This window comes from Paenibacillus sp. NPDC057967 (assembly GCF_042887015.1).
Taxonomy (GTDB): Bacteria; Bacillota; Bacilli; order Paenibacillales; family Paenibacillaceae; genus Pristimantibacillus.
This window is the reverse complement of sequence record NZ_JBHVQB010000008.1, coordinates 20,482-43,076: the sequence shown is the minus strand read 5'-3', so window position 1 is coordinate 43,076 and position 22,595 is coordinate 20,482. Positions and strand designations below refer to the sequence as shown.

Below are 22,595 nucleotides of genomic sequence, written 5' to 3'. Positions count from 1 at the left end.
CATTCACTCCGTTTCATGCACCGACGACGCACTGGAGAGCACCTCTACCTCTTTCTTGCTGTCTTCATCTTTCGGAGGAAGAATCAAGCTGCCCGCTTTCGTGTCGGCGTTCAACCAGTTTTTGATCATGAGCTGAACACTAGCAAGGTCTTCTTCATTCGCAAAATAGTACCAAGGCCCTCCGGCCTCCAGCCTGTGGCCTTCACCCAGAATAGTCTGGCTGTACATATTACGGTTCTTTGATTGCACCATGCTTTGAGCCAAGTCAACCAGCTTGCTCGGCTGCATATCCGTACTGAAGTTCTCGCCCATGATGTCCAGAAGCTCAGGAATCTTGCTCCATTGCTTCATTGCGGACGCCTTCTCTATCATAGCATGAAGGAACTGCTGATGTCTCTCTGTACGGCTCATATCGCCGCCGGCATCCTCACGGTAACGCACGAAATTCAGCGCATCGTTGCCGTTGTACAGGTCTTGCCCGCCTTTGATCGTAAATTTCTCATGGTACGGGTCCTTGTTCACGATGTCTTCTTCGATCGGAAGCGCAATGCCGCCCAGCGCGTCGATTGCGGCACGGAAGCCTTCAAAGTTAATAGAAGCATAGTAGTTGACCGGCGCATCCAGGAACTTCTCGACCGTATCCATCGACATACCCGCTCCGCCGAAGGCAAACGAGTGATTAATCTTGTCTTCGCGATCCCTGCCGACAATCTCCACATACATATCGCGAGGAATCGACACCAGCAGTATATTGCCGTCGCTTGGACGGACGACGGTATAGATCATCGTATCCGACCGTCCAATCTCCTTGCCGCGCTGGTCTACGCCTAGCAGCAGCACCGAGAACGGGTCCTGCTTCGTCTTGTCGACATTGACCGGCTTCGGCTCGCGCCCTTCGATCGGCTTGTACGTGTTCTCCAGCCGCTTCTCGACCTCGCCCTGCAGGAACCAGTCGAAGCCCATCATAGCAAGCGCGCCGCGGTTAAAGTAGGCCAGCGATAAAATGACGAGAGCGACTGCACTAATGATATAGGCCCGTTTATATTTCTTCATATCCTACCATTCTCTCCATTCCGATATCTCTTTTTGTCGATTTAGTTGTGATATACCCCTTTTCATTTTAGACGAAGCAAAGCCCAAGCAGGTTACAAACCCGTTACAATTCATTCGTTCCAATATTGCCAAAGTTTTGCTATAGTAGAGAGGTCTATTGCTAGTCCACACGGCATATATTGTATCTAACGATGATGATCAGAAAGGGATGAACTTATCTCCATGCAGCCCATTCAAGTCAATCCAGACCCGTCGTCGACCGGACTGGACCCGAAGGTAGCGGGATTGCTCTGTTATTTGGCCGGATTTATTACAGGCATTATCTTTCTGGCAATTGAAAAGCAGAGCCGCTTCGTCAAATTTCACGCCATGCAGTCTACAGCTGTCTTTGTCGTCCTGATAGCCGTCAACCTGGTCCTAGGCGCTATTCCGATTATCGGCTGGCTTGTCTCCCTTATTCTGACTCCGCTCACCTTCATTCTCTGGATCGCGCTCATGCTGCTCGCGCTGCAAGGCAAGCAGTTCAAGCTGCCGTATATCGGTGAATGGTCGGAGCAGCAGATCGGCAAGTTCTAAGATAAGACACTGATGATGATCAGCCTACAATAAGAAGAGAAACCCGCCATGATGACGGGTTTCTCTTCTCTTCTTTTCTTCTATATATAGTGTCTATGCCCTTGTACTGCCTCCTGCTTGCACTAATCTTACAGGCTTCCGCTCTTCCCGCTGCCCTTCTGCTTCCTCTTCGCATCCGCCGCCTTCAGATCATCCTGTACGCTGCCCTTCCATAACGACACGCCTGAACGATAGGCCGCGCGCCCATTCAGATGCCCGGCTACCGGGGAAGTGATGAATACGAAGACAATGCCCAGCAGCAGCTTGATGCTGATATGGTTCTCGAATAGCCAGAAATACAGGAATCCGCCAAACAAAATAAGGAGCACGCCCATCGTCGCACTTTTCGTCGCCGCATGGGATCGCAGATACACATCCGGTAGCCGGATCAGACCGAAGACGCTGATGACGCAGACGATCGCTCCAAGCAGAATGAGTATGCCGAGCAGCCACTCACCGATCATCACCAGACTCAAGGACTACACCCCTCTCTATATATCTTGCGAATGCTGTCGTACCGATGAACGTCAGAATGCCGAGCAGCAGAATGATATCGAAGTAGGCTGTCGTTCGCAGCAGCATGCTAAGCACGGCAATCGTGGCAAGCAGCAAAATCCCGATCGTGTCGAGCGCCGCGATCCGGTCCGGAATGGACGGCCCCTTGAGCAGACGGTATAGCGCGCCGAGAATGGCTAGCGACAACAAGATAAGAGCAGTAATCAGCAATCCATCCATCATACGCGCGTCACCTCCATAATCGCTCTCTCGAACGTATTTTTGATCTGGTGCTTCAACTGCTCCGCATCCTCGATATCCATCGCATGAATATATAGCGTCTCCCCGTCTCCCGCTACATCCAGCGTAAGCGTGCCGGGCGTCAGACAGATCAAGCAGGACAACAACGTAATCTCCCAATTCGATTGCAGCTCCGTCTTCATTGCGAAGATACCAGGCCGAATCGATAGCCTGGGCTTCAAGATAAGCAGCAATACGGCATAGCTCGATATGAACAGCTCTTTTATAAATAGGACGAACAGCTTAACTACAGCCCAAGCCCGCTTCAGTATAATCATCTCATCTACTCCTTTAGCACCGCGTCAATATAGATAGCGGGCTGCACCAGAGTCTGGCCCGCTTCCGACACGAAGCCGAACACCCACTCCGCGCCGAGTCCCATCGCAATGACAAGTACGAACAGACCCGCCCCAGACAAGAGCTTAATCCGGTAATCCGACGCCATTCCCGGCGTAGTCTCAACGCTAACAGTCCGTTCTTCTCCCCAAAACGCCGCCATAAAGATGCGGATCAAGGAGTACAGCACGACGAAGCTGGATGCGACGGATAATGCCGCAAGCAGATAGTGCTCCGCCGCGAAGCCGCCGCGTATAATCATCATCTTGCCTGCGAAGCCGCTAAACGGCGGAATGCCGGCAATCGCCAGCGCCGTGACGAAGAACATCCAGCCCAGATATGGATGGCGCTTGATCAGTCCGCCCATCTCCGCCAGCTGCTTCGTCCCGGCCGCAGCGATAATCATGCCGCCAAGTAGGAAGAGCAGCGCTTTGCCGATCATATCATGGATCAAATAAAACACCGCCCCGTCCAGCGCATCTCGATTGGCCGAGACAAGACCGAATGCGATAAAGCCTACACTGATGACCACGTTGTAATTCAGAATGCGCGGAATGTCCTTGTAGGCCATCGCCCCGATCGCGCCCAGCACCATCGTCGCCCCCGCCATCCAGCCAATCCAGCTATGCGTAACGGACGGATCATGATAGAAAATCAGCGTGAAGGTACGCAGCAGCGCATACAGTCCGACCTTAGTGAGCAGCGCTGCGAAGATCGTGCGAATCGCCGCAGGCGGAGCACCATAGGAGCCTGGCAGCCAGAAGAACAGGAACAATCCAGCCTTCAGCGCGAACACAATCATGAACAGCACAGCGATGACATTCAGAATGCCGCCTTGTCCCGCTTCAGCAACCCGAACGGACAGATCGGCCATGTTCAGCGCTCCCGTGACACCATAGAGATAAGCGACCGCCGCTACGAATAAGGCCGAGGATATAATGTTCACCAGCATATATTTCAGCGATTCTCTTAATTGAAGCTTCGTGCCACCATGCACGATTAGTGCATAGGAGGAGATTAACATCACCTCGAAGCAGACGAACAAGTTGAAGATATCCCCTGTCAGGAATGAGCCGGTCACACCAACAAGCAGAAATTGAAACAACGGGTAATAAAAATGCCGCTCGCGCTCCTCCCCGATGCTTCGGAAGGAGTACAACAAGCAGAACAGCCCGATAATTGCTGTCGTCAGCACAAGCAGCGCAGCCAGCATGTCCGCGACAAAGATAATGCCGTACGGCGGAACCCATCCGCTCATATATAACGTCTGAATACCGTCGGTCTTCACTTGATAGAGGATATAAGCGGCGACAGCGATATTCACCAGGCCGCTTATTCCGCTAATCCAGCGCTGTATGGCGATGCGCCCTTTCAAGAAGACAAGGATGACTGCCGTCAGTAACGGAATGATAAGCGGGAGAACTAACGTATTATTCATTCTGCTCCCCCCTTAGCTGCTCCATATCGTCAGTCCCGAGCTTCCGGTACGCTTTGTATGCCAACACAATGAAGAATGATGTCACGCCGAAGCTAATGACGATTGAAGTCAGAATGAGCGCCTGCGGCAGCGGATCTACGTAAGCTTCTGCCTTCTCGCCGAGCAGCGGAGCCGCCCCTGTCTTCAGACGCGACATTGTCAGCAGCAGCAGATGAACGCCATGCGTCAGGAAGGATGTGCCCAGAATGATTCGCAGCAGGCTTTTGGACAGAATCAGATAGACGCCTACCGTGAACAACACGCCAATCGTCAAGGACATATACAGTTCCATCTATTGATCCCTCCCAATGGTGAAGATAATCGTCATGGCGACCCCGATAACCGTCAGATAGACGCCCAGATCGAACAACGTCGCCGTAGCCAGCTCCAGCTCACCAATAATCGGCACATCGAAGTAACCGAAGGCATGGCTGAGAAACGGAGCATCAAAGACGAAGGAGCCAATGCCCGTCAGCAAGGCAATTAGAATGCCTAACGCAGTCAGCCTCTGGAAGTTCAGCGGCATCAAGCGGTCTACCGACTTGATCCCGAACGACATGCCCATTAGCAGCAGCGCCGCGGATGCCATCAACGCCCCGATAAATCCGCCGCCTGGATGATTATGCCCCATGTAGAACATGTACAGGGAGAAGCCAAGGATAATGACGATCGCCAGCTTCGCTATCGTCTTTAGAATCATATCGTTGCTCTTGTACCCGTCAAGCGGCAGAACCGTTCCGGACTGGCCCGAAGCGCCCTCTTCTATCCCATCCTCCTTAAGCTTGAGCTTGATCAGCGCATAGATGCCGAAGGACGCAATGCCTAGAACGACAATCTCCAGCATCGTATCAAAGCCCCGGAAGTCCACGAGAATGACATTGACGACATTTTTGCCGCCTGCGAGCTTATAACTATTTTCCAGGAAATAATGGGAGATAGATTCGAACGGCCTCGTCCCGCTTGCGCTCAGGGCAACCAGCGTCATCGTCACGCCTACTCCCAGCGCAATGACGAAGTTCCCCAGCTTGAATCGAAGCGAGACCAGCTCCTTCTTCAGCTTCGGCAAGTGATAGAAGCATAGCAGGAACAGGGCGACCGAGACGGTCTCCACGCTGAGCTGGGTCAACGCCAGATCCGGCGCACGGAAGATCACGAAGAACAACGAGACCAGATAACCGACAGCCCCTGTCAAAATAATCGCCATCAACCGCGAGTTCACGAACAATACAGCGATGGACGCGATAACGAGCGCAAGCATGATCGCCGCCTCGTAGAAGCTCATAGCTGCAAAGCTAGTCGTGTCCAGCTTAATGGCATCCTGCGAGAATAACGTAAGGCCAAGCGCCACAATCAGGAAGACGAAGATATACATCATATAATGACGGAGCGACCCTGTCATATATACTCTCGTGATGGCATGGGAGACGCGGTCCATCATACGCAGACCGCCATCATAGCTTTTATTCAAGGTTGCCTTGGCGAATAACGGCTGATTCAGCACGGCTGTCCGCTTATGCAGCAGGAAAAGGATAATCCCCAATGCCGCTACTCCAGCCGTCATGTAGAGCTCTGTCGTGAATCCATGCCACAGGCTGATCGACACCATGAACTGCTCGCCGGGAGCCAGCAGCCCCGGATGTATAGCCGCCATGGCCGGCTCAATCAGCGCGTAGGACGCCAGATTCGGGAATAGCCCGAATACAATCGCGAGCGCAGCCAGCACCACCGGCGACAGCAGCAGGCCGAGCGGCGCTTCATGCGGCTTTTTCTCCAGCTTGTCGAACTGGGCCTTGCCTCCGAATGTACGGAAGACTAGCAGCATGCTGTAGACGAATGTGAAGATGCTGGCAACCCACGCGATCACCGGGAACAGCGTACCCCATACGTCCATGCCATACAGATCCATGCTGCGAATATTCAGTACAGCTGTGAAGAACATTTCCTTACTAAGGAAGCCGTTGAACGGCGGGATGCCAGCCATGGAGAACGAGCCGATCATCGCAATCGTGAAGGTGATCGGCATGACCGACATCAATCCGCCTAGCTTGCGGATATCCCGGACTCCCGTCTCATGATCGACGATACCGACCACCATGAACAGCGCGCCCTTGAATATTGCGTGATTCAGCAAGTGAAAGACCGCGGCCATCGTCGCTTTGCTGAAGAACTCGGCTTGCGGTGTCCCTGTATAGAGGGCAGCTGCCGAGCCAAGACCGAACAAGCTCATGACCAGTCCCAGTTGGCTGATGGTCGAGAAGGCGAGCATGGACTTCAGATCGACTTGCTTCAGCGCGCGGAACGAGCCGTAGAACAGCGTCAGCAGGCCAAGCCCTGACACCAGCCATAGCCATAATGCCTCTCCCGCGAAGATCGGACTCATACGCGCAACCAGATAGATGCCCGCCTTCACCATCGTTGCCGAGTGCAGATAGGCGCTGACCGGTGTCGGCGCTTCCATCGCATCCGGCAGCCAGATATGGAATGGGAACTGCGCCGACTTCGTGAACGCCCCGAGCAGAATGAGCAGCATCGCCGGGATGAACAGATCATGCTCCGCAATCGCAGCGGCACCACCGATCAGCTCCCGGATGCTGAACGTGCCTGCCATCACATAGAGCAACAGGAAGCCCGCGAACATCGCCAGGCCGCCGAAGACGGTAATGACAAGCGACTTCATCGCCCCGTATCTCGACTTCTCGCGCTCATGCCAGAAGGCGATTAACAGGAAAGACGAGATGCTCGTCAGCTCCCAGAAGCCATACAGCACCATCAGGTTGTCCGACAGCACCAGCCCGAGCATCGCTCCCATGAACAACATGAGACTGACGTAGAAGCGGACGAGCTTCTCCTTGTTTTTATCCAGATAATAGATTGAATACAGCAGCACCAGTGAGCCGATCCCCGTAATGAGGAGCGTGAACAGCAGCGCCAGCCCATCGGCATAGACATGCACATTTACACCTAGAGAGGGCATCCAGGCGATCGTGCCCTCCTGGAATCCCTTTTCCCGAATGACCGGGATAAGACTCAGCATGTAGACGAATAACGACGCTGGAACCGGCAGCATCAGCCATCCCACATGGACGCGCGGAAATAGCTTATGCAGAATAGGCGCGCCAATAGCGAATAGAAAAGGCAAAATAATGGCGAGATGAAGAATAACCAAGCTGCGACCTCCTATATAAGTGTCCATAATTCAACAACAGTATTGCCCACCGAATGGTAAACCAAGCCATATCGCCCGGTTTCATCATCATTTGGAACGCATAACCCAAAAAAAACGCAAAAAGAGCCCGCTGTTGGCAGGCTCCTCCTCTTGAATCCATATGAATGCTTTTACGCGCAAAATGTAAGTCAATTATAGCCCCGGGCATCCGGGTTGTCAAAAGAAATTGCCCTGAATTCAGAATGAAGGTGCGACCATAAGGGGATTACTCATAAGTAAAGGAGTGAGTCAAATCCCGTGATTAGGTCCAAAATAATAATATGTTCCCTTGTAGCCCTGTCATTAATCGGAGCAAGCGCCATCGCTCACCGTCAGCTCAAGGCCGAGCGCGAGTCCTATGCCATGCGCGTTCCCCTTCCGGAAGAAAGCTACCGAATCTATCAGGATGAAGGCATGTATGGAGACAGCGCAATCTACACGCCCTATTATCCGCGAGAATACATTCGCATCGTAAAGAGAACGCCGCGTCAATAGGCCGAAATAGCCTTTGACAAAAGGAATGTTGTCTCCTATCATGTAACACATCAAGCTAAATTACCAGCATTATGCTCCGGCTTGAACCCACTATTGCCAGGATGTGATTCATGATGAAGAAACAATTTTTGGTCATTGGCCTCGGACGCTTCGGCTCCAGCCTGACACGCACGCTGATCGAGAACGGGCATGAGGTGCTGGCGGTCGATAAGAATGAGCAGCTTGTGCAGGAGATGGCGTCGATTGCGACCCATGCGCTCCAGGCCGACTGTACAGATGAGTCCGTGCTGCGCGAGCTTGGCGCAAGCAACTTTACGCATGCCATCGTGGCCATCGGCGACGACCTGCAGGCGAGCATTCTGACCACGCTGCTGCTGAAGGATCTGAAGGTGCCGAAGGTAACGGCCAAAGCCCGCAATGAAATGCACGGCAACGTGCTCAACAAGATCGGCGCGGATTATGTGATCTATCCTGAGCGGGATATGGGTGTTCGGCTGGGCAATCAGCTCAGCTCTGACAACCTGATCGATTATATCGAGTTGTCGCCGGAATATAATCTGTCCGAGATCCTGGCCCCTCCTGCCATGAACGGCCTCTCGCTAAAGGATCTGAATATCCGCGCGCGTTACGGCTGCACCATTATGGCGATCAAGACAGGGCAGAACATCAACGTGTCGCCGAAAGCCGAGGATGCGATTCATACCGGAGATATTCTTCTCATTATAGGCAGTTACGATGATATAAGAGATTTGGAGAGCGATTATGGACGCCCTTAGAACGAGGCGCAATGAACAGAGCTTTGCCGAGCGAACCATCAATCGGCTCAAGAACAACATTAGCCCGCCTCAACTGATAACGATTGTGTTTTTCTTCTTAATCTGCATCGGTACTGTGTTGCTAAGCATGCCGTTCTCCTCCAGTACGGGACATTCCGTCGGTTTCTTGAACGCCATGTTCACAGCGGTGTCCGCCGTCTGCGTGAACGGTCTCGTCGTGCTCGATACCGGCTCCGCCTTCTCGGTAGCTGGACAAGTCATCATTATGATTCTGATCCAGATTGGCGGTATCGGCTTCATGACCTTGGGCGTTATGGTCGCGATCCTGTTAGGCAAAAAAATCGGCCTAAAGCAACGTCTCATTATCCAGCACTCCACCCAGTCCACCTCTGCGCAAGGCTTGGTGAGGCTGTCGCTGTACATGGTTCTTATCGTATTCTTATTCGAATCGATTGCGACGCTGATTCTGACGCTGCGCTGGGAGGGTGAGATGGGGCTTGGCAATGCTGCCTACTACGCATTGTTCCATTCCATATCCGCCTTTAACAACGCAGGCTTCGCCCTTTGGTCGGACGGACTTAGCCAGCATGTCGGCGATCCGATTGTGAACTTCATCATTATTACCTTGTTCGTAGTCGGCGGACTTGGCTATATCGTCGTCGTTGACATTGTCCGCAAGCGCTCCTGGCGCAAGCTGTCGCTCCATTCCAAGATCGTCATTCTGGCTACGGCGATCCTGTCCGTAACCGGCTTCCTGCTTCTGTTCCTGCTGGAGAGCTGGAATAGCGCAACCTACGGGGATCTGACGGTCAGCGAACGGATTATGGCGTCCATCTTCCAAAGCTTCACGCCAAGGAGCGCCGGGTTCAACACGGTCGATATCGGAAGCATGCTGGCCGTGTCGCAGTTCCTGCTGATTATCTTCATGTTCATTGGAGCGGCTTCTGGCGGTACCGGCGGCGGCATCAAGATTAACACCGTTGTCGTCCTGCTGCTGGCTACGTTCAATACGTTCCGCGGAGGCGGACAAATCCATGCATTCGAGCGCAAAATCTCGCAAGACTCTGTCATGCGAGCGTTAGCCGTCGTTATAAGCTCGCTTGCCTGCGTCCTGCTCGTCACGCTGGTGCTGACGATTACCGAGGACATGCTGGAGGACCACTTCCTGGAGGTGCTCTTCGAGGCAACCTCGGCCTTCAGTACAACCGGCCTCTCTATGGGGCTTACAGGCGACTTATCCGACATCGGCAAAGTCATTGTCTCTATTACCATGTTCATCGGTCGGCTTGGTCCGCTTACACTGGCCTTTGCCTTATCGCAGAAGAAACAAACCTCCAAGATCGGATACCCGGAGGATCATATCCTTATTGGTTAATTGGGGATACACGAAGAAGGCCCGCAGCGGGTGTCGCTGCGGGCCTTCTTTTGTTCTGTAGAACCTATACCATTAATGTCCTGATGTGGTGGTTAGTCCAATCTTGTCCACCAACCGGCGGCTTTCCTCATTTAAGCCTAGAATGTCTACCGACTTGCCAAGCTGCTCATACTTGCCAACTACCTTGGATATCGCCGTGACGGCTGAATGGTCCCAGACATGCGAGGCCGAGAAGTCGATGGCAATTCGATCGGGATCACCCTGCGGATCGAACAGATCAGTGAAGTGACTCATTGTTCCGAAGAACATTTGGCCGCGAATCCGGTACACCTTGCGTCCGCCCGCTTCCAGCTCAGAGACCGCTTGTATCCGTGCAATCTTCCAGCCAAAGATTAGCGCGCTCATAATCACCCCGACCAGCACCCCTCTCGCCAGATCATGCGTATACACGACGACAGCAACTGTCGTCGCCATAACCAGCGTATCGGCCACCGGTATGCGCTTCATATTCACAATGGACCGCCAATCGAAGGTGCCAATAGATACCATAATCATGACCCCTACCAAAGCAGGCATCGGAATAACCCGTACGACATCCCCCAATACCATAATGAGGAATAGCAGTACCAAGCCAGCGGTCAGCGTTGACAACCGGCCTCTACCGCCGGACTTCACATTAATAACAGACTGACCGATCATGGCGCAGCCGGCCATGCCTCCGAAGAAGCCTGTCACCGTATTAGCGATCCCTTGACCGCGTACTTCCTTATTCTTGTCGCTTTTCGTATTCGTCGCTTCATCCAGTATGGTGGCAGTCATGAGGGACTCCAGAAGCCCGACGATTGCCAGCGTCAGCGAGACAGGAAAAATAATAGCGAGTGTATCCCAATTGAGCAAAATATCCGGTACATGGAAGAGCGGCAGCGAACGCGTAATCTCCCCCATATCTCCTACCGTATTCGCTTGAATGCCACCGAACACCGTTACCCCTGTCATCACAATAATGGCAACAAGTGCTGAGGGTACGGCCTTCGTGATGCGGGGCAGGCCATAGATAATCAGCAGTGTCCCTGCAACCAACGCATACATAACCCATGTCGCCCCTTCAAACTGGACGAGCTGCGTCATAAAGATTAGAATCGCCAGCGCATTCACAAAGCCGGTCACGACAGACTGCGGCACAAAGGTAATGAAGCGCCCCAGCTTAAGCGAGCCGATAATAAACTGAAGGATGCCTGTCAGAATCGTTGCGGCATACAGATACTCCAGCCCGTGATCAGCAACCAGCGTCACCATGAGGACGGCCATCGCTCCTGTAGCGGCTGATATCATCCCCGGACGTCCTCCTACGAGCGAGATGATAACTGCAATACAGAATGAAGCATGCAGTCCTACCATGGGATCGACACCGGCAATAATCGAGAATGCGATAGCCTCCGGAATCAATGCCAGCGCTACCGTAATCCCTGCCAGAACATCGCCTCGGATGTTGAAAAACCAGGTGTTTTTCAGTTTTGACAGTAAAATAAAAAATCCTCCTCTATGCTGTATGTAGGTGACCTTCCACTCTCAAAAAGGTCGGGGCCGATGATCAACGTTTTTTATTATACATAGAGTTGTCCTGTCGTTCATCCTATTTTTTAGCGATGTAAGCGTATTAATAATTGCATTTCTTATCTATTCTCAGTAATGCTCCGCTTTTCATTTCTCTTCGTCTGTCCGAACAATTGGGTCCCTCTTCTTACTAGCCGATCCCCTTATTAAAGCTACCTTCCGCACAAAGCAAAAAGAGCCCTCCGAAGAGGACCCTTCCTTTATGCTGATACAGACTATTCAGTCGTGTATGGCAGCAATGCGATTTGACGGGAACGTTTAATTGCAACAGTCAGCAAACGTTGGTATTTCGCGCTTGTGCCAGTTACACGACGTGGCAAAATTTTGCCGCGCTCGCTAATAAACTTTTTCAGCAAATCAGTGTCTTTATAGTCAATGTGAGAAATTTTGTTTACAGTGAAGTAACAAACTTTACGACGTTTGTTACGTCCGCCTTTACGGCCGCCGAATTTGCGTTCTGGACGCTCATCGCCGCCTTCTCTTTGCTTGAAGCCCATGATACATCCTCCTTATCGTCAATAGTTAGAATGGTAAATCATCTTCGGAAATGTCAATCGGGCGTCCGTCATCCTTGAACGGATCATTGTCGTTCCGTGATTGATTCGAACGGTTGCCGCTATTCCCACCGCTATAAGAAGAGTTGTTGCCTCCTCCACTATAGCCGCCCGTATTACCGCCACCACCGCTATTCCCGCCGCCGCTTTCCTCACGCGGAGCTCCACCTTCGCGGCTCGACTCCAAGAACCGGACGTTGTCTGCAATAACTTCCGTTACATACACACGCTTGCCCTCATTGTTCTCGTAGTTCCGCACTTGAATGCGTCCCTCTACAGCCGTCAGACGGCCTTTACGCAAGTAATTGGCACAGGTCTCCGCAAGCTGGCGCCACGTCACGACCGGAATGAAATCCGCCTCGCGCTCTCCTTGACCCGACGTGAACGGTCGGTCTACGGCTAGCGTGAATTGCGTCACTGCTACTCCGGCTGGCGTGTAACGGAGCTCTGGGTCCCTCGTCAATCTGCCAATCAATATTACACGGTTCAACATGTCATGACCTCCCCATTGAACAAATTCCTGTGGAAAACTAAGCTACGTCTCTGACGATCAACGTACGGATAACTTCATCCGTAATCTTCATGATACGGTCAAGCTCATTGACAACTTCAGTTGTTGCGTTGAAGTGTACCAGAACAAAGTAACCATCACGAATCTTGTTGATCTCATACGCAAGACGGCGTTTGCCGATTACGTCTGTTTTCGTAACCTCTCCACCGTTGGAGATGATGCCATTGAACTTATCAACGAAAGCTTGAACGTTCTCTTGCTCTACGTTTGGACTAATGATGTACATCACTTCATATTTGCGCATATTGTTTCACCTCCCTTTTGGACTAACGGCCCCGCAATGCGGAGCAAGGAACGAGCCCCTAGGCTCGCATCTCTATACTATATCAAATTCTACCTCCAATGACAAGGCATGCTCCCCACCGAATTCTGTCAGACATGCCCGCCTGCGATCTGGCTCATACTAAATCATGGACGATGCTGCTCTGCAAATGCTCTGCCACAGCAGTCAGCTGGTTCTACATTTCATCTGGAGGTGCTGATATGGGCGAATTTACGATGTTTAACCAAGGCGACCGGGCTCCGAATAACGGTACGTACATTGAGGCGGGCGTTAATTCCTTCCACATGGGCATTGAGAACCCGAAGAAAGTTAAGCTTCACAAGGGAGAACAATTCCCCGAGAACACGAATCACGAACGCAAATGGATTCGGATGCCAAAATAATTTTTAAGCCCTCATGTATGAAACATTCGTAAACGGGCATTCTAAGTTTCGACGGTGTAAGAGAGGTGTGGTTCCATTGGACCAACTGGTGCAAGGTAATCAAGCGTATTCTTTTTCATTCACTTCAGCATAGAAGCGAGGGGTTGTGCTAAAGACCACGGTCTGTAACACACACACATTTCGAGCCTATAAGTAAGCGAACGCTTCTGCGTAGCTTAGTTATACGTGCTCATGAGGATTCATGAAGCGCTTGCTGATTAACTCCGATGAGGAATGTTGATCTCCAACGTTTCAAGCTAATAAGAGTTTGGAAATAATATTCGCAACCAATCCAACTCACCGTCAGAAAGAGGGCCCGCAAGGGTCCTCTTTTCTTGCTGTTTTTTTAACTTTTAAAGGCAACCATGAGAATCCGCTTAATTTTATTAAATTTTGGATTTTCATGAAACTAAATGGATGTTTTGAACGTCTGATCAATTATTAGTTATATTTACTTCATTTTCCGGATAGAGGGGATGGGATTTCATGAAGTAAAAATAGCCCATGAAAATTTTGTTAATAATTTTATGAAGGTTGGTGCCATTGAAAATGAAACGAATTTTCAAAACTGTATTGCTTGCCTCCATGATTCTCATTTTTGCAAACACAAATATTTCTGCGTATGTATTATACCCTCATGGATACCATTCACCAAGTATGACTTTCAAAAATGTGAATTTAAATTCCCTTTACTCCACAGCGCTTATCAATGCTGCAGCAAGCTGGATGGTTGGTACCCCAGCTTCTGTTTTTTTACAACAAGATAGTTCATCAACTAATACTATTGTTGCTGGTAATTACGGCCAAAGCTGGTATGGATATTACCAACCTTACACACTTAATTCATCTGGTGAAGCAACTAGATTTGAAATTCGCATTAATGGTGATCGAATCGCAGAAGATTTATTAAATGGAGTAACTATTGTTAACACTCCTCAAAGCGCATTCGCTCACGAATTTGGTCATGCACTTCACTTGGATGATTTATCATCTGGTTCTGCTATTATGAACAATAATAGAAATAGAGAATATTATTTTAAGCCTACTAAAGATGACATTGATGGAGTTAAGGCATACTGGTAATAGAACCGAAAGGTGGTAATTATTAATGCTGATGAATTCAACCCTCACATTTAAAAAAATCACTTTGCTTCTACTCTTAATAACGCTATTATCTATGACAGCCTGCAGTTCTAGTGAACCACAGCGAATAATTAGTCATGCTGACTATAAGGTTTATACTACTGTTAATGAAGCTGTAAGAGATGCAGATATTATTGTCGTAGCAAAAGTAAAATCCGTTCAAGCTCCGCAGGAATGGAATATCAATCTTGATAAAACTGAGCCGCCATTAAATGTTGTGCACACGTTATCAGAGCTTGAAGTAATTAATACTGTGAAAGGCCCCCCTCCTGGTTCAAACATTACAATAAAACAATCAGGCGGCAAGTACAAAGGAGTAATTTATGAGGAATCAGGTAGCGGTGATTTCGTAAGACTAGGAAAAGAATATCTACTCTTTCTTAACAGCTATGATGACCGTTCTCCAGGTGAGCCATATACGCTCATAAACCCTACTCAAGGAATCATTGATATAGAAGGTGCACAAATGAGTTTTTCATCCGAAAGCACCAATTATTTGAAAAGAATTGCAACTGACACCACGGATATGATTATGGAGTTAAAACGAATTGATTCCACATTACCTCGCAGAAATACAGAAGTAGACCAGAAACTATTAGATCAACTAAGAAATAAATGAGTTCAAGGATTTTTCAATCGAATGAAGATTAATTTTGGCCCGAAAGGGCCTTTTTATTTTGCTTACTTCACTTCTCTCGGTAAAAACATGCTTTTGCGCCTCATTTTTCACACGTACTTAACCTTTTATGATTTCTCCCCTAACTCCGTAGAAACAACATACTAAAATAGTATTTAACATAACGAAAAAACCCCCTACGCATTATTGACGTAGAAGGATCGAATCAGTTAGGCCTAACGTAACCAGCTAGCGCACTAACGTATGTATTGACGGTATGCTTTCGTATCACATATCGTACTGGAACCGCATAACAGCGGGCTTTTACGGGTTATGGCGGAGAAGGTGGGATTCGAACCCACGCACGCTTTGACACGCCTAGCTGATTTCGAGTCAGCCCCCTTGGGCCTCTTGGGTACCTCTCCGCATGTAATAAATAATATATCACACAACTTGTCTCTCCGCAAGCACCTTTTTCATGACTTTAAACAAAGATTCCACGTGGAACAAATCGCCTGTTATGCCTCACTCTGTCCCTCTTCACTAGCCTTCGAGCGAAGTACTTTCTTCATGTTTTTCTCGAACTTCATTCTTGGAATGAGGACGCTATGCTTGCACCCTACGCACTTGATCCGGATATCCATGCCCATACGGATAATCTCCATCTCATTCGTGCCGCAAGGATGCTGCTTCTTCATCTGAACAATATCCCCAAGCTCAAAATGCTTCCGATCCATCCTTACCCCTCCTCATACGTTCTCTGATATGTCACCATGCGCGGATACGGCACTTCTATGCCGTTGCGGTCCAGTGCGTCCTTAATGGCCTTATTCATCGTCCTGGCCACCATATGATGCGTGTTTGGCCTGCACTCCGCTGTCACCCGTATCGTAACCGAGGTAGCGGACATCAGCTGCACACCGAGCACCTCAGGCTGCTTCACCAGGTTCTCATGCTCCATTTGCTTCATCGTGTCAGATATAATACTCATCGCCTTGTCCACCTGCGCCTCATAAGCGACCAACACATCCACCACAGCAAGCGTATTATTGACCGAGAAATTGGTTACTTCGTTGATCATGCCGTTCGGAATCATATGTACTTCGCCCGTCCAGCTTAATATCTTCGTCGTACGCAAGCCGATAACCTCTACCGTGCCTTTGAATGTTCCGGTCTGGATGACGTCACCAACCGCGAACTGGTCCTCCAGAATAATGAAGAATCCCGTCAGTATATCCTTCACCAAACTTTGTGCGCCGAAACCGATCGCAATACCGACTACGCCTGCACCCGCCAGCAGCGGCCCCAAGTTAATGCCTACCTCTGACAGCATCAGCAACATGCCGATAAAATACATAATATACGTCACGACATTTTTAACAAGCTTGCCTACCGTCGTCATACGCCGCGCCTGACTTGTCGAATGTTTGTTTGCGCGCTCCAGCACAATCCGGTCCAGCGATTTATGTACGAGCCATATAATTAGCTTGCTGATTATAATAATAAGCGCGATACGAATCGCGGTGACACCGAGATTTTCCCATGTATTATGGTCAGTGAGCGTATCCAGCAAGCTGTGATACCAGTTATTCATCGTTCATCATCTCCATACATCCGTAATGGACGCCCTGCTATAGCTCTAGCTGTTCATACCCTGCTTCAATCGGTTTGAAGATGCCTCTTATTTCAACCCGTTCCTGATCCATAACCTCTTTCACCCGGTCCAAATCTTCTTCAGGGAAGTGTATCGATAACGCGCAGCCTGCCGTTATTTCCTTCGGAGTCGGACATATATCAATCTCGATCTCCGCATATTCAAGCAGCATCTCTGCGCGAAGCGCTTGCTGTGTGGAATCAAATGCGATCAGCATATGGACACCCCTTCCCTTCTTTATCCTGAATTCTCTTGCCTCGCGACGTATAAAATGGTTGTCCCATCCATATACTAGTATCATATAAGCCATATTGGGAGGGATTCTATGAAACTACCATTTATGAAGGATGCCCCGTTTAAGGTGCCCTACACGACTGCAAATATCGTTGGCATGCTGGTGAATCGTCTTTCTGGTTTCTTGGAAGGTCTCCCTTCGAATCGACCAATTGTCATTGTCTGCATTGGCACCGACCGTTCTACCGGCGATGCGCTTGGACCGCTCATCGGCACCTCGCTATTGAAGTACCGCAGTCCGAACTTCCATCTCTACGGCACGCTTGAGGATCCCGTCCATGCGATGAATCTGGAAGATACGCTTATCGATATCAACCGCAAGTTCGACAAACCATTTGTTATTGGCATTGATGCCTGTCTTGGCCAGGTTGCAAGCGTCGGCTGCATCCAGATCGGCGAAGGTCCTGTTCGTCCGGGCGCCGGTGTGAACAAAGACCTGCCTCCCGTCGGAGACATTCACGTGACCGGCATCGTGAACGTAGGGGGATTTATGGAATATTTCGTCTTGCAAAATACCAGGCTTCATCTCGTCATGAGAATGTCGGATGTGATCGCAACCAGTCTATTCACAGCGATCGCCAACCATATGCATATCTCTTCCTCTGTCTGTGATCAGACGGCCGCAGCGGATCTCACTTAAGCCGCAGATGCTTACTTGGCCTCCTGCATCGCCTTGCGCTCTTCCGGCGTCAGCGGATAGGGGGACTCGCCCTTCTCTACCGGCTTCGCATACACATATGTGCTGTCACGGCCATGCAGTCCAGAGAATACCGCTCCATCCTTCTCTTCATTCACTATGGCAATGGAAAAGCTCAAATCGCTGCCTCCATCGGAAAATGCATTGTACCGATGTATGCCGAGCTTCGTCTTCATCTGAGGCAGTGCTGTTTGAACACTTCTTAGCTCGTTTTGCAGACGATCAACCTGCTCACGCTGCTCATCCAACTCGTTTTTCAAATCAACGATAACTTCTTCAATATTCGTAACACCCGTTTCCCCCATCACAGCCAAATACTGTTTGCGGAGCTTTTTCAGTTTCGACCCCAGCCCCAATACCCTTATGAACAACAATATTACGATAAATGCCAGTACCACTGTTATGATAAATATCGGGTCCAAATACCACTCGTCCATGATTCATCCCATCCCCTATATCCCGTATTGCTCTGTAACTTCCTTAATCGCATGTAAGAACGTTTCTACTTCATCCGGCGTTGTATATATCCCTACACTTGCTCTGATTGCTCCCGTGGCAGATGTGCCAGCCGTCGCATGCGCCATCGGCGTACAATGGAACCCCGCTCTTACGGCAATGTTATAGTGCTGATCCAAAATAAAGGACAATTCTGAAGGATCAATACCCTCCACATTGAATGCCACAATGCCTGTTCTCTCTTCCCCGATCCCAGGCCCTAGCACCTGCACCGGATCAAGGCCATTCAGACCCTCCAGAAGCCGCTGTGACAGCGCCCATTCCTTGGCATGAATAGATGCGACCGTTTCCTTCAGGATGTGTCTGACGCCCATCTGAAGACCCGCCAGCCCTGGCGTATTCTGCGTGCCAGCTTCATAGCGATCCGGCCTTACATGCGGCTGATGCAGAGCTTCAGACTGGCTGCCTGTCCCTCCATGCAACAGGGGTTCAATGTCCATATTCGGAGAGATATACAACCCGCCTGTACCTTGCGGCCCTAGCAATCCTTTATGTCCTGGAAATGCCAGCATATCGATCCCCATCGCCTCAACGTCGATTGGCAATATACCTGCACTCTGAGCTGCATCAACAAGCAGCTTGATCCCATGCTTGCGCGCCAACTCCCCAACATCAGCTACTGGCATAATGGTTCCGAGCAGATTGGAGCTATGATTCAATATAATTAATGTGGTGTGGGGTCTAATGGCAGACTCCACATCTTCCACCTTTAGTTTGCCCGTCAAGTCCGACTCGATGTAACTAACTTCAATCCCGATCGTCTGTTCCAAATAATATAGCGGCCTTCTTACCGAGTTATGTTCAATTGTTGTCGCGATGACATGATCGCCCGGTTTTAGCCAACCCTTGATCGCCATATTAAGTGCCATCGTTGTATTAGAAGCAAATGCAATATCATTTGGATTTTTAATATGAAACAGCTTGGCCAATTGTTTTCTTGTCTCAAATAATATTCGACTCGCCCGAACAGCCATCGCATGGCTGCCTCTTCCGGGATTGGCGGCATCATGGAGCGTCGCTTGCACGACCGCTTCTGTCACTTCCGGCGGCTTCGGCCATGATGTTGCCGCTTGGTCCAGATAAATGAATGGTTGTCCTTCTCGGTTCATCCGAACGCTCCTTCCCCCATTGAAATGACAATGGCATATCTTAGTTTAATCCTTCAATCGAAAGATTACAACTTGGATATGCCATTGTTCCTTTCATTCTGTCGAATGATTATTTAATTAAGCCATACGCTGCAGCAGCTCAAGCAATCTCTCCAGATCTTGCTTGTTGTAGTATTGAATTTCGATTTTCCCTTTATCCTTTTGTTGCTTAATCTTCACCGTTGTTTTGAATTGCTCTCGCAGGTTTTCCTCTAGCGATTCAATGTACGGATCTCTTTTCTTTTGCTTCTGCGTCTTCTGCTGAGGAGTTTGCTTAGAATCCAGTTTTTGTATCGCATCCTCCAGCTCACGTACGCTCCATTCAGAGTTTATCGTCAACTCCACCAATTCCTTCTGAACTGGCTGCTCCTTAATACCGGCTAATGCTCTTGCATGTCCCATCGAAATTGTTCCACGTGAAACATAATCTTTGATTTCTGCCGGGAGTGACAATAAACGAACGAAGTTCGCAATGTGAGAACGGGACTTCCCTACCTTCAAACTTAACTCTTCCTGAGTCAGATTGAACTTGTCCATTAAGGCTTGATACGCTACCGCAATTTCCAAAGCATTCAGATCTTCACGCTGTAGATTCTCGATCAAAGCAATTTCCATCACTTGCTGATCGGAGAATGAACGAACTACAGCTGGAATCGTAGTGTTGCCACAATACTGCGATGCACGGAATCTCCGCTCGCCCGCAATAATCTCGTAACCCTTCAGAACGGTCCGTACAATAATGGGTTGGATAACACCATGTTGCTTGATCGATTCAGCCAATTCCTTAATTGAATCCTCGTCGAACGTTTTGCGCGGCTGATACGGATTCGCACGCAGCTGACTAATCGGCACTTCAATGATTTTATCATCATCATTCACGGATAGCGATGGGATTAATGCATCAAGCCCTCTACCTAGCCGCTTGCTCATACATGATCACTTCCTTCGCAAGTTCAAGATAAACTTCTGCACCTTTTGATCTCGGATCGTATGTGATGATTGCTTGTCCATGAGACGGCGCCTCGCTCAGACGCACATTACGAGGAATAATCGTCTGATACACCTTTTGCTGGAAGTATTTCTTCACTTCTTCAATGACTTGTATGCCAAGATTTGTTCTTGCATCCAGCATCGTCAGAAGCACACCTTCAATTTGCAATGTCGTATTCAAATGCTTTTGAACAAGCCGCACTGTATTCAACAGCTGGCTTAAGCCCTCAAGCGCGTAATATTCACATTGGATAGGAATAAGAACAGAATCTGCAGCGGTTAACGAGTTAATCGTCAGAATACCTAAGGAAGGAGGGCAATCAATCAGAACATAGTCGAATTGACTCTTTACCATATGAAGCGACTTCTTCAATCTCAATTCTCTAGAGATCGTAGGCACCAATTCAATTTCTGCACCAGCTAGCTGGATTGTTGCGGGTATGACGGTGAGTCCCGGCACGCTGGTTTCAACCATTGCATCCTTCGGATGTACGTCATCAATTAATACGTCATAGATACAATTCGGCACATCCGCTTTATTAATGCCTAGTCCGCTTGTTGTATTACCTTGGGGATCAATATCCACCAATAGCACCTTCTTGCCAAGCGAAGCGAGGCAGGCTGCCAAGTTAACAGACGTTGTCGTCTTACCGACACCGCCCTTCTGATTTGCAATTGCAATAATTTTCGACACTTCTAACTCACCTCATGAGTGAAACTTTTGTACAAATGGCATCGCCGCCCTCAATTGAAGGCGGCTAATAGTTGTCTAAAGGATAATAAATATTGGGAAAATAACTTATCTTTTCGGAATTTGAATGGTAATCTCGTAATGATCTTCGTGATCCTTTTCATTGGTCTTAATTTGCAATCCAGACCCTGAGACCATCTCGATCGATTGCCTGATCGTATTGAGCGCCAGGCGTACATCCTTCGTGAACGAGATTCGCTTCGTTTTCTTAGCCTTGGCCGATTCCTTCAAGAAGGCAATGCGCACTTCGGTTTGTTTTACATTGAGATCCTTTGCCAAAACCTCTTCCAATACTTTAAGCTGAAGCTCTTCCGTATCGAGTGACAATAGCGCCCTAGCATGCCGTTCCGTAATTTTCCGTTCCATTAACGTGATCTTAATCGTCTCTGGCAGAGCTAACAACCGAAGCTTGTTTGCAATGGTCGATTGACTCTTCCCTAGACGCTGTGCCAAGCTTTCCTGCGTCAATTGATGCAGCTCAATCAGCTTCTGATAAGCTACCGCTTCCTCAATAGCCGTTAACCCCTCGCGCTGCAAATTCTCAATTAGTGCGATAGAAGCCGTCTGGGAATCATTAAACTCGCGAACGATAGCCGGAATTGTATCGAACCCCAGCTTTGTCACTGCACGCCAACGTCTCTCCCCAGCAATGATCTCATAACGATTATTGCGGATACGAACAACGATAGGCTGTATGACGCCATGTGTCTTAATAGTCTGACACAATTCATCAATCCGCTCATCATCAAATACCGTACGAGGTTGAAACGGACTCGTATCGATATCACCAATCGGTATTTGACGCACTTCTTCTTGCCCCGTACGCTGCTCGGATAAACCGAACAATCGAGAAAGTTGTTCTTTCATATCGATGACTACCACCCGACCCTGTAATAAATCCTAAGCTTTTAACGTTTGACGCATGATAATAGCGTTCATTCCATCAATACGCACCTTATATCTTTACAAGCTTAGACTACTTTCGAGGAGAAACTTTAAAGTTCTAATTGAACGAAATTTTCGATAATCATTAAATTCGACTCGCTTCGATTGATCTCCTGCTTGACAAAGGAAATGATTGCAGAAAATACTAAGCAATCACCTATAAATTCTGATATTTCGTCACAAATCTAAAAAGATTTCGATTATAATCATACGAAATAGTCTTCTTGTCGTTCCATACGGACAGAAGTAATGTTCCACGTGAAACATTAC

At 49.2% G+C, this 22,595-nt stretch carries 26 protein-coding genes, 1 tRNA gene and 1 pseudogene; 8 read left to right on the top strand and 20 right to left on the bottom strand.

All coding sequences use genetic code 11. The features are described 5' to 3' along the window. Positions 1-3 precede the first annotated feature (3 nt). Positions 4-1,053: an LCP family protein gene (locus ACFVSO_RS20555; protein WP_387477011.1), complete on the bottom strand. Its 1,050-nt coding sequence runs from the start codon at positions 1,051-1,053 to the stop codon at positions 4-6. Between the two features lie 222 nt (positions 1,054-1,275). Between ACFVSO_RS20555 and ACFVSO_RS20550 the strand changes: the two genes are divergently transcribed. Beyond that, positions 1,276-1,629, top strand: a complete 354-nt coding sequence (locus tag ACFVSO_RS20550; RefSeq protein ID WP_387477009.1) for a DUF4870 domain-containing protein — start codon at positions 1,276-1,278, stop codon at positions 1,627-1,629. A gap of 128 nt (positions 1,630-1,757) precedes the next feature. Here the strand turns inward: ACFVSO_RS20550 and mnhG are convergent, their stop codons facing one another. From mnhG to ACFVSO_RS20520, 6 genes and pseudogenes are all read right to left on the bottom strand, one after another. Beyond that, a complete protein-coding gene (gene mnhG / locus ACFVSO_RS20545; RefSeq protein ID WP_387477594.1) occupies positions 1,758-2,138 on the bottom strand; it encodes a monovalent cation/H(+) antiporter subunit G in 381 nt (126 codons plus the stop codon). Then, on the bottom strand, positions 2,122-2,406 hold the full coding sequence (locus tag ACFVSO_RS20540; protein ID WP_387477007.1) for a Na(+)/H(+) antiporter subunit F1: 285 nt from the start codon (positions 2,404-2,406) through the stop codon (positions 2,122-2,124). The genes mnhG and ACFVSO_RS20540 overlap by 17 nt, the downstream gene beginning before the upstream one ends. Then, positions 2,403-2,732, bottom strand: a pseudogene (locus tag ACFVSO_RS20535) (Na+/H+ antiporter subunit E); the annotation flags it as partial. The gene ACFVSO_RS20540 and the pseudogene ACFVSO_RS20535, both read right to left, overlap by 4 nt. A gap of 14 nt (positions 2,733-2,746) precedes the next feature. Then, positions 2,747-4,237 (bottom strand): Na+/H+ antiporter subunit D, encoded by a 1,491-nt coding sequence (locus ACFVSO_RS20530; RefSeq protein WP_387477006.1) that lies wholly within the window; start codon positions 4,235-4,237, stop codon positions 2,747-2,749. After that, the gene (locus tag ACFVSO_RS20525) at positions 4,230-4,568 is read right to left on the bottom strand and encodes a Na(+)/H(+) antiporter subunit C (protein ID WP_387477004.1); all 339 of its coding nucleotides are present in this window, start codon (positions 4,566-4,568) and stop codon (positions 4,230-4,232) included. Before ACFVSO_RS20525 ends, ACFVSO_RS20530 begins: the two co-directional genes overlap by 8 nt. Further along, positions 4,569-7,442, bottom strand: a complete 2,874-nt coding sequence (locus ACFVSO_RS20520; RefSeq protein ID WP_387477002.1) for a Na+/H+ antiporter subunit A — start codon at positions 7,440-7,442, stop codon at positions 4,569-4,571. Positions 7,443-7,739: 297 nt separating this feature from the next. Between ACFVSO_RS20520 and ACFVSO_RS20515 the strand changes: the two genes are divergently transcribed. From ACFVSO_RS20515 to ACFVSO_RS20505, 3 genes are all read left to right on the top strand, one after another. Next, entirely contained in the window at positions 7,740-7,976 is a 237-nt protein-coding gene (locus tag ACFVSO_RS20515; protein WP_387477000.1) for a hypothetical protein, read from the top strand. A 110-nt stretch (positions 7,977-8,086) separates the two neighbouring features. Continuing rightward, positions 8,087-8,752 carry a potassium channel family protein gene (locus ACFVSO_RS20510; RefSeq protein WP_387476998.1) on the top strand — a complete coding sequence of 222 codons (666 nt, stop codon included), beginning with the start codon at positions 8,087-8,089 and terminating at the stop codon, positions 8,750-8,752. After that, complete coding sequence (locus ACFVSO_RS20505) at positions 8,739-10,127, top strand: TrkH family potassium uptake protein (protein ID WP_387476996.1); 1,389 nt, start codon at positions 8,739-8,741, stop codon at positions 10,125-10,127. Before ACFVSO_RS20510 ends, ACFVSO_RS20505 begins: the two co-directional genes overlap by 14 nt. Positions 10,128-10,199: 72 nt before the next feature. On the opposite strand, the gene ACFVSO_RS20500 is transcribed toward ACFVSO_RS20505, so the two are convergent. From ACFVSO_RS20500 to rpsF, 4 genes are all read right to left on the bottom strand, one after another. Continuing rightward, complete coding sequence (locus ACFVSO_RS20500) at positions 10,200-11,654, bottom strand: SulP family inorganic anion transporter (RefSeq protein ID WP_387477591.1); 1,455 nt, start codon at positions 11,652-11,654, stop codon at positions 10,200-10,202. A gap of 302 nt (positions 11,655-11,956) precedes the next feature. Next, complete coding sequence (rpsR, locus tag ACFVSO_RS20495; RefSeq protein WP_116048423.1) at positions 11,957-12,238, bottom strand: 30S ribosomal protein S18; 282 nt, start codon at positions 12,236-12,238, stop codon at positions 11,957-11,959. Positions 12,239-12,263: 25 nt separating this feature from the next. Beyond that, positions 12,264-12,788 (bottom strand): single-stranded DNA-binding protein, encoded by a 525-nt coding sequence (gene ssb / locus ACFVSO_RS20490; RefSeq protein WP_387476993.1) that lies wholly within the window; start codon positions 12,786-12,788, stop codon positions 12,264-12,266. Positions 12,789-12,825: 37 nt separating this feature from the next. Continuing rightward, positions 12,826-13,110, bottom strand: coding sequence for a 30S ribosomal protein S6 (gene rpsF / locus ACFVSO_RS20485; RefSeq protein WP_387476991.1), 285 nt, complete (start codon positions 13,108-13,110; stop codon positions 12,826-12,828). A 239-nt stretch (positions 13,111-13,349) separates the two neighbouring features. Here rpsF and ACFVSO_RS20480 point away from each other — a divergent pair, with 239 nt between their 5' ends. The 3 genes from ACFVSO_RS20480 (at position 13,350) to ACFVSO_RS20470 (ending at position 15,333) form a co-directional block, all read left to right on the top strand. After that, positions 13,350-13,532 (top strand): YjzC family protein, encoded by a 183-nt coding sequence (locus tag ACFVSO_RS20480; protein WP_387476989.1) that lies wholly within the window; start codon positions 13,350-13,352, stop codon positions 13,530-13,532. A gap of 582 nt (positions 13,533-14,114) precedes the next feature. Beyond that, positions 14,115-14,654 (top strand): zinc metalloprotease, encoded by a 540-nt coding sequence (locus tag ACFVSO_RS20475; protein WP_387476987.1) that lies wholly within the window; start codon positions 14,115-14,117, stop codon positions 14,652-14,654. Positions 14,655-14,679: 25 nt separating this feature from the next. Then, entirely contained in the window at positions 14,680-15,333 is a 654-nt protein-coding gene (locus ACFVSO_RS20470; protein ID WP_387476985.1) for a hypothetical protein, read from the top strand. A gap of 331 nt (positions 15,334-15,664) precedes the next feature. Here ACFVSO_RS20470 and ACFVSO_RS20465 read toward each other — a convergent pair. The 4 genes from ACFVSO_RS20465 to ACFVSO_RS20450 all read right to left on the bottom strand — a co-directional run bounded on the left by ACFVSO_RS20465 (position 15,665) and on the right by ACFVSO_RS20450 (position 17,201). Continuing rightward, positions 15,665-15,755 (bottom strand) — tRNA-Ser (locus ACFVSO_RS20465). 93 nt (positions 15,756-15,848) lie between these two features. After that, positions 15,849-16,067 carry a DUF951 domain-containing protein gene (locus ACFVSO_RS20460; RefSeq protein ID WP_387476983.1) on the bottom strand — a complete coding sequence of 73 codons (219 nt, stop codon included), beginning with the start codon at positions 16,065-16,067 and terminating at the stop codon, positions 15,849-15,851. A gap of 2 nt (positions 16,068-16,069) precedes the next feature. Then, positions 16,070-16,924 carry a mechanosensitive ion channel family protein gene (locus ACFVSO_RS20455; RefSeq protein ID WP_387476981.1) on the bottom strand — a complete coding sequence of 285 codons (855 nt, stop codon included), beginning with the start codon at positions 16,922-16,924 and terminating at the stop codon, positions 16,070-16,072. Positions 16,925-16,961: 37 nt separating this feature from the next. Continuing rightward, complete coding sequence (locus tag ACFVSO_RS20450; protein ID WP_387476979.1) at positions 16,962-17,201, bottom strand: putative Se/S carrier protein; 240 nt, start codon at positions 17,199-17,201, stop codon at positions 16,962-16,964. 108 nt (positions 17,202-17,309) lie between these two features. Between ACFVSO_RS20450 and yyaC the strand changes: the two genes are divergently transcribed. Beyond that, positions 17,310-17,918 (top strand): spore protease YyaC, encoded by a 609-nt coding sequence (gene yyaC, locus ACFVSO_RS20445; protein ID WP_387476977.1) that lies wholly within the window; start codon positions 17,310-17,312, stop codon positions 17,916-17,918. Positions 17,919-17,929: 11 nt separating this feature from the next. Here the strand turns inward: yyaC and ACFVSO_RS20440 are convergent, their stop codons facing one another. The 5 genes from ACFVSO_RS20440 to noc all read right to left on the bottom strand — a co-directional run bounded on the left by ACFVSO_RS20440 (position 17,930) and on the right by noc (position 22,247). Continuing rightward, positions 17,930-18,412 carry a DUF4446 family protein gene (locus tag ACFVSO_RS20440; protein WP_387476975.1) on the bottom strand — a complete coding sequence of 161 codons (483 nt, stop codon included), beginning with the start codon at positions 18,410-18,412 and terminating at the stop codon, positions 17,930-17,932. Between the two features lie 15 nt (positions 18,413-18,427). Further along, positions 18,428-19,600 (bottom strand): aminotransferase class V-fold PLP-dependent enzyme, encoded by a 1,173-nt coding sequence (locus ACFVSO_RS20435; protein WP_387476973.1) that lies wholly within the window; start codon positions 19,598-19,600, stop codon positions 18,428-18,430. Between the two features lie 117 nt (positions 19,601-19,717). Beyond that, the gene (locus ACFVSO_RS20430) at positions 19,718-20,569 is read right to left on the bottom strand and encodes a ParB/RepB/Spo0J family partition protein (RefSeq protein ID WP_387476971.1); all 852 of its coding nucleotides are present in this window, start codon (positions 20,567-20,569) and stop codon (positions 19,718-19,720) included. Continuing rightward, positions 20,550-21,323 (bottom strand): ParA family protein, encoded by a 774-nt coding sequence (locus ACFVSO_RS20425; protein ID WP_387476969.1) that lies wholly within the window; start codon positions 21,321-21,323, stop codon positions 20,550-20,552. The genes ACFVSO_RS20430 and ACFVSO_RS20425 overlap by 20 nt, the downstream gene beginning before the upstream one ends. Before the next feature lie 105 nt (positions 21,324-21,428). Beyond that, positions 21,429-22,247, bottom strand: coding sequence for a nucleoid occlusion protein (gene noc / locus ACFVSO_RS20420; protein ID WP_387476967.1), 819 nt, complete (start codon positions 22,245-22,247; stop codon positions 21,429-21,431). Between the last annotated feature and the right edge of the window lie 348 nt (positions 22,248-22,595).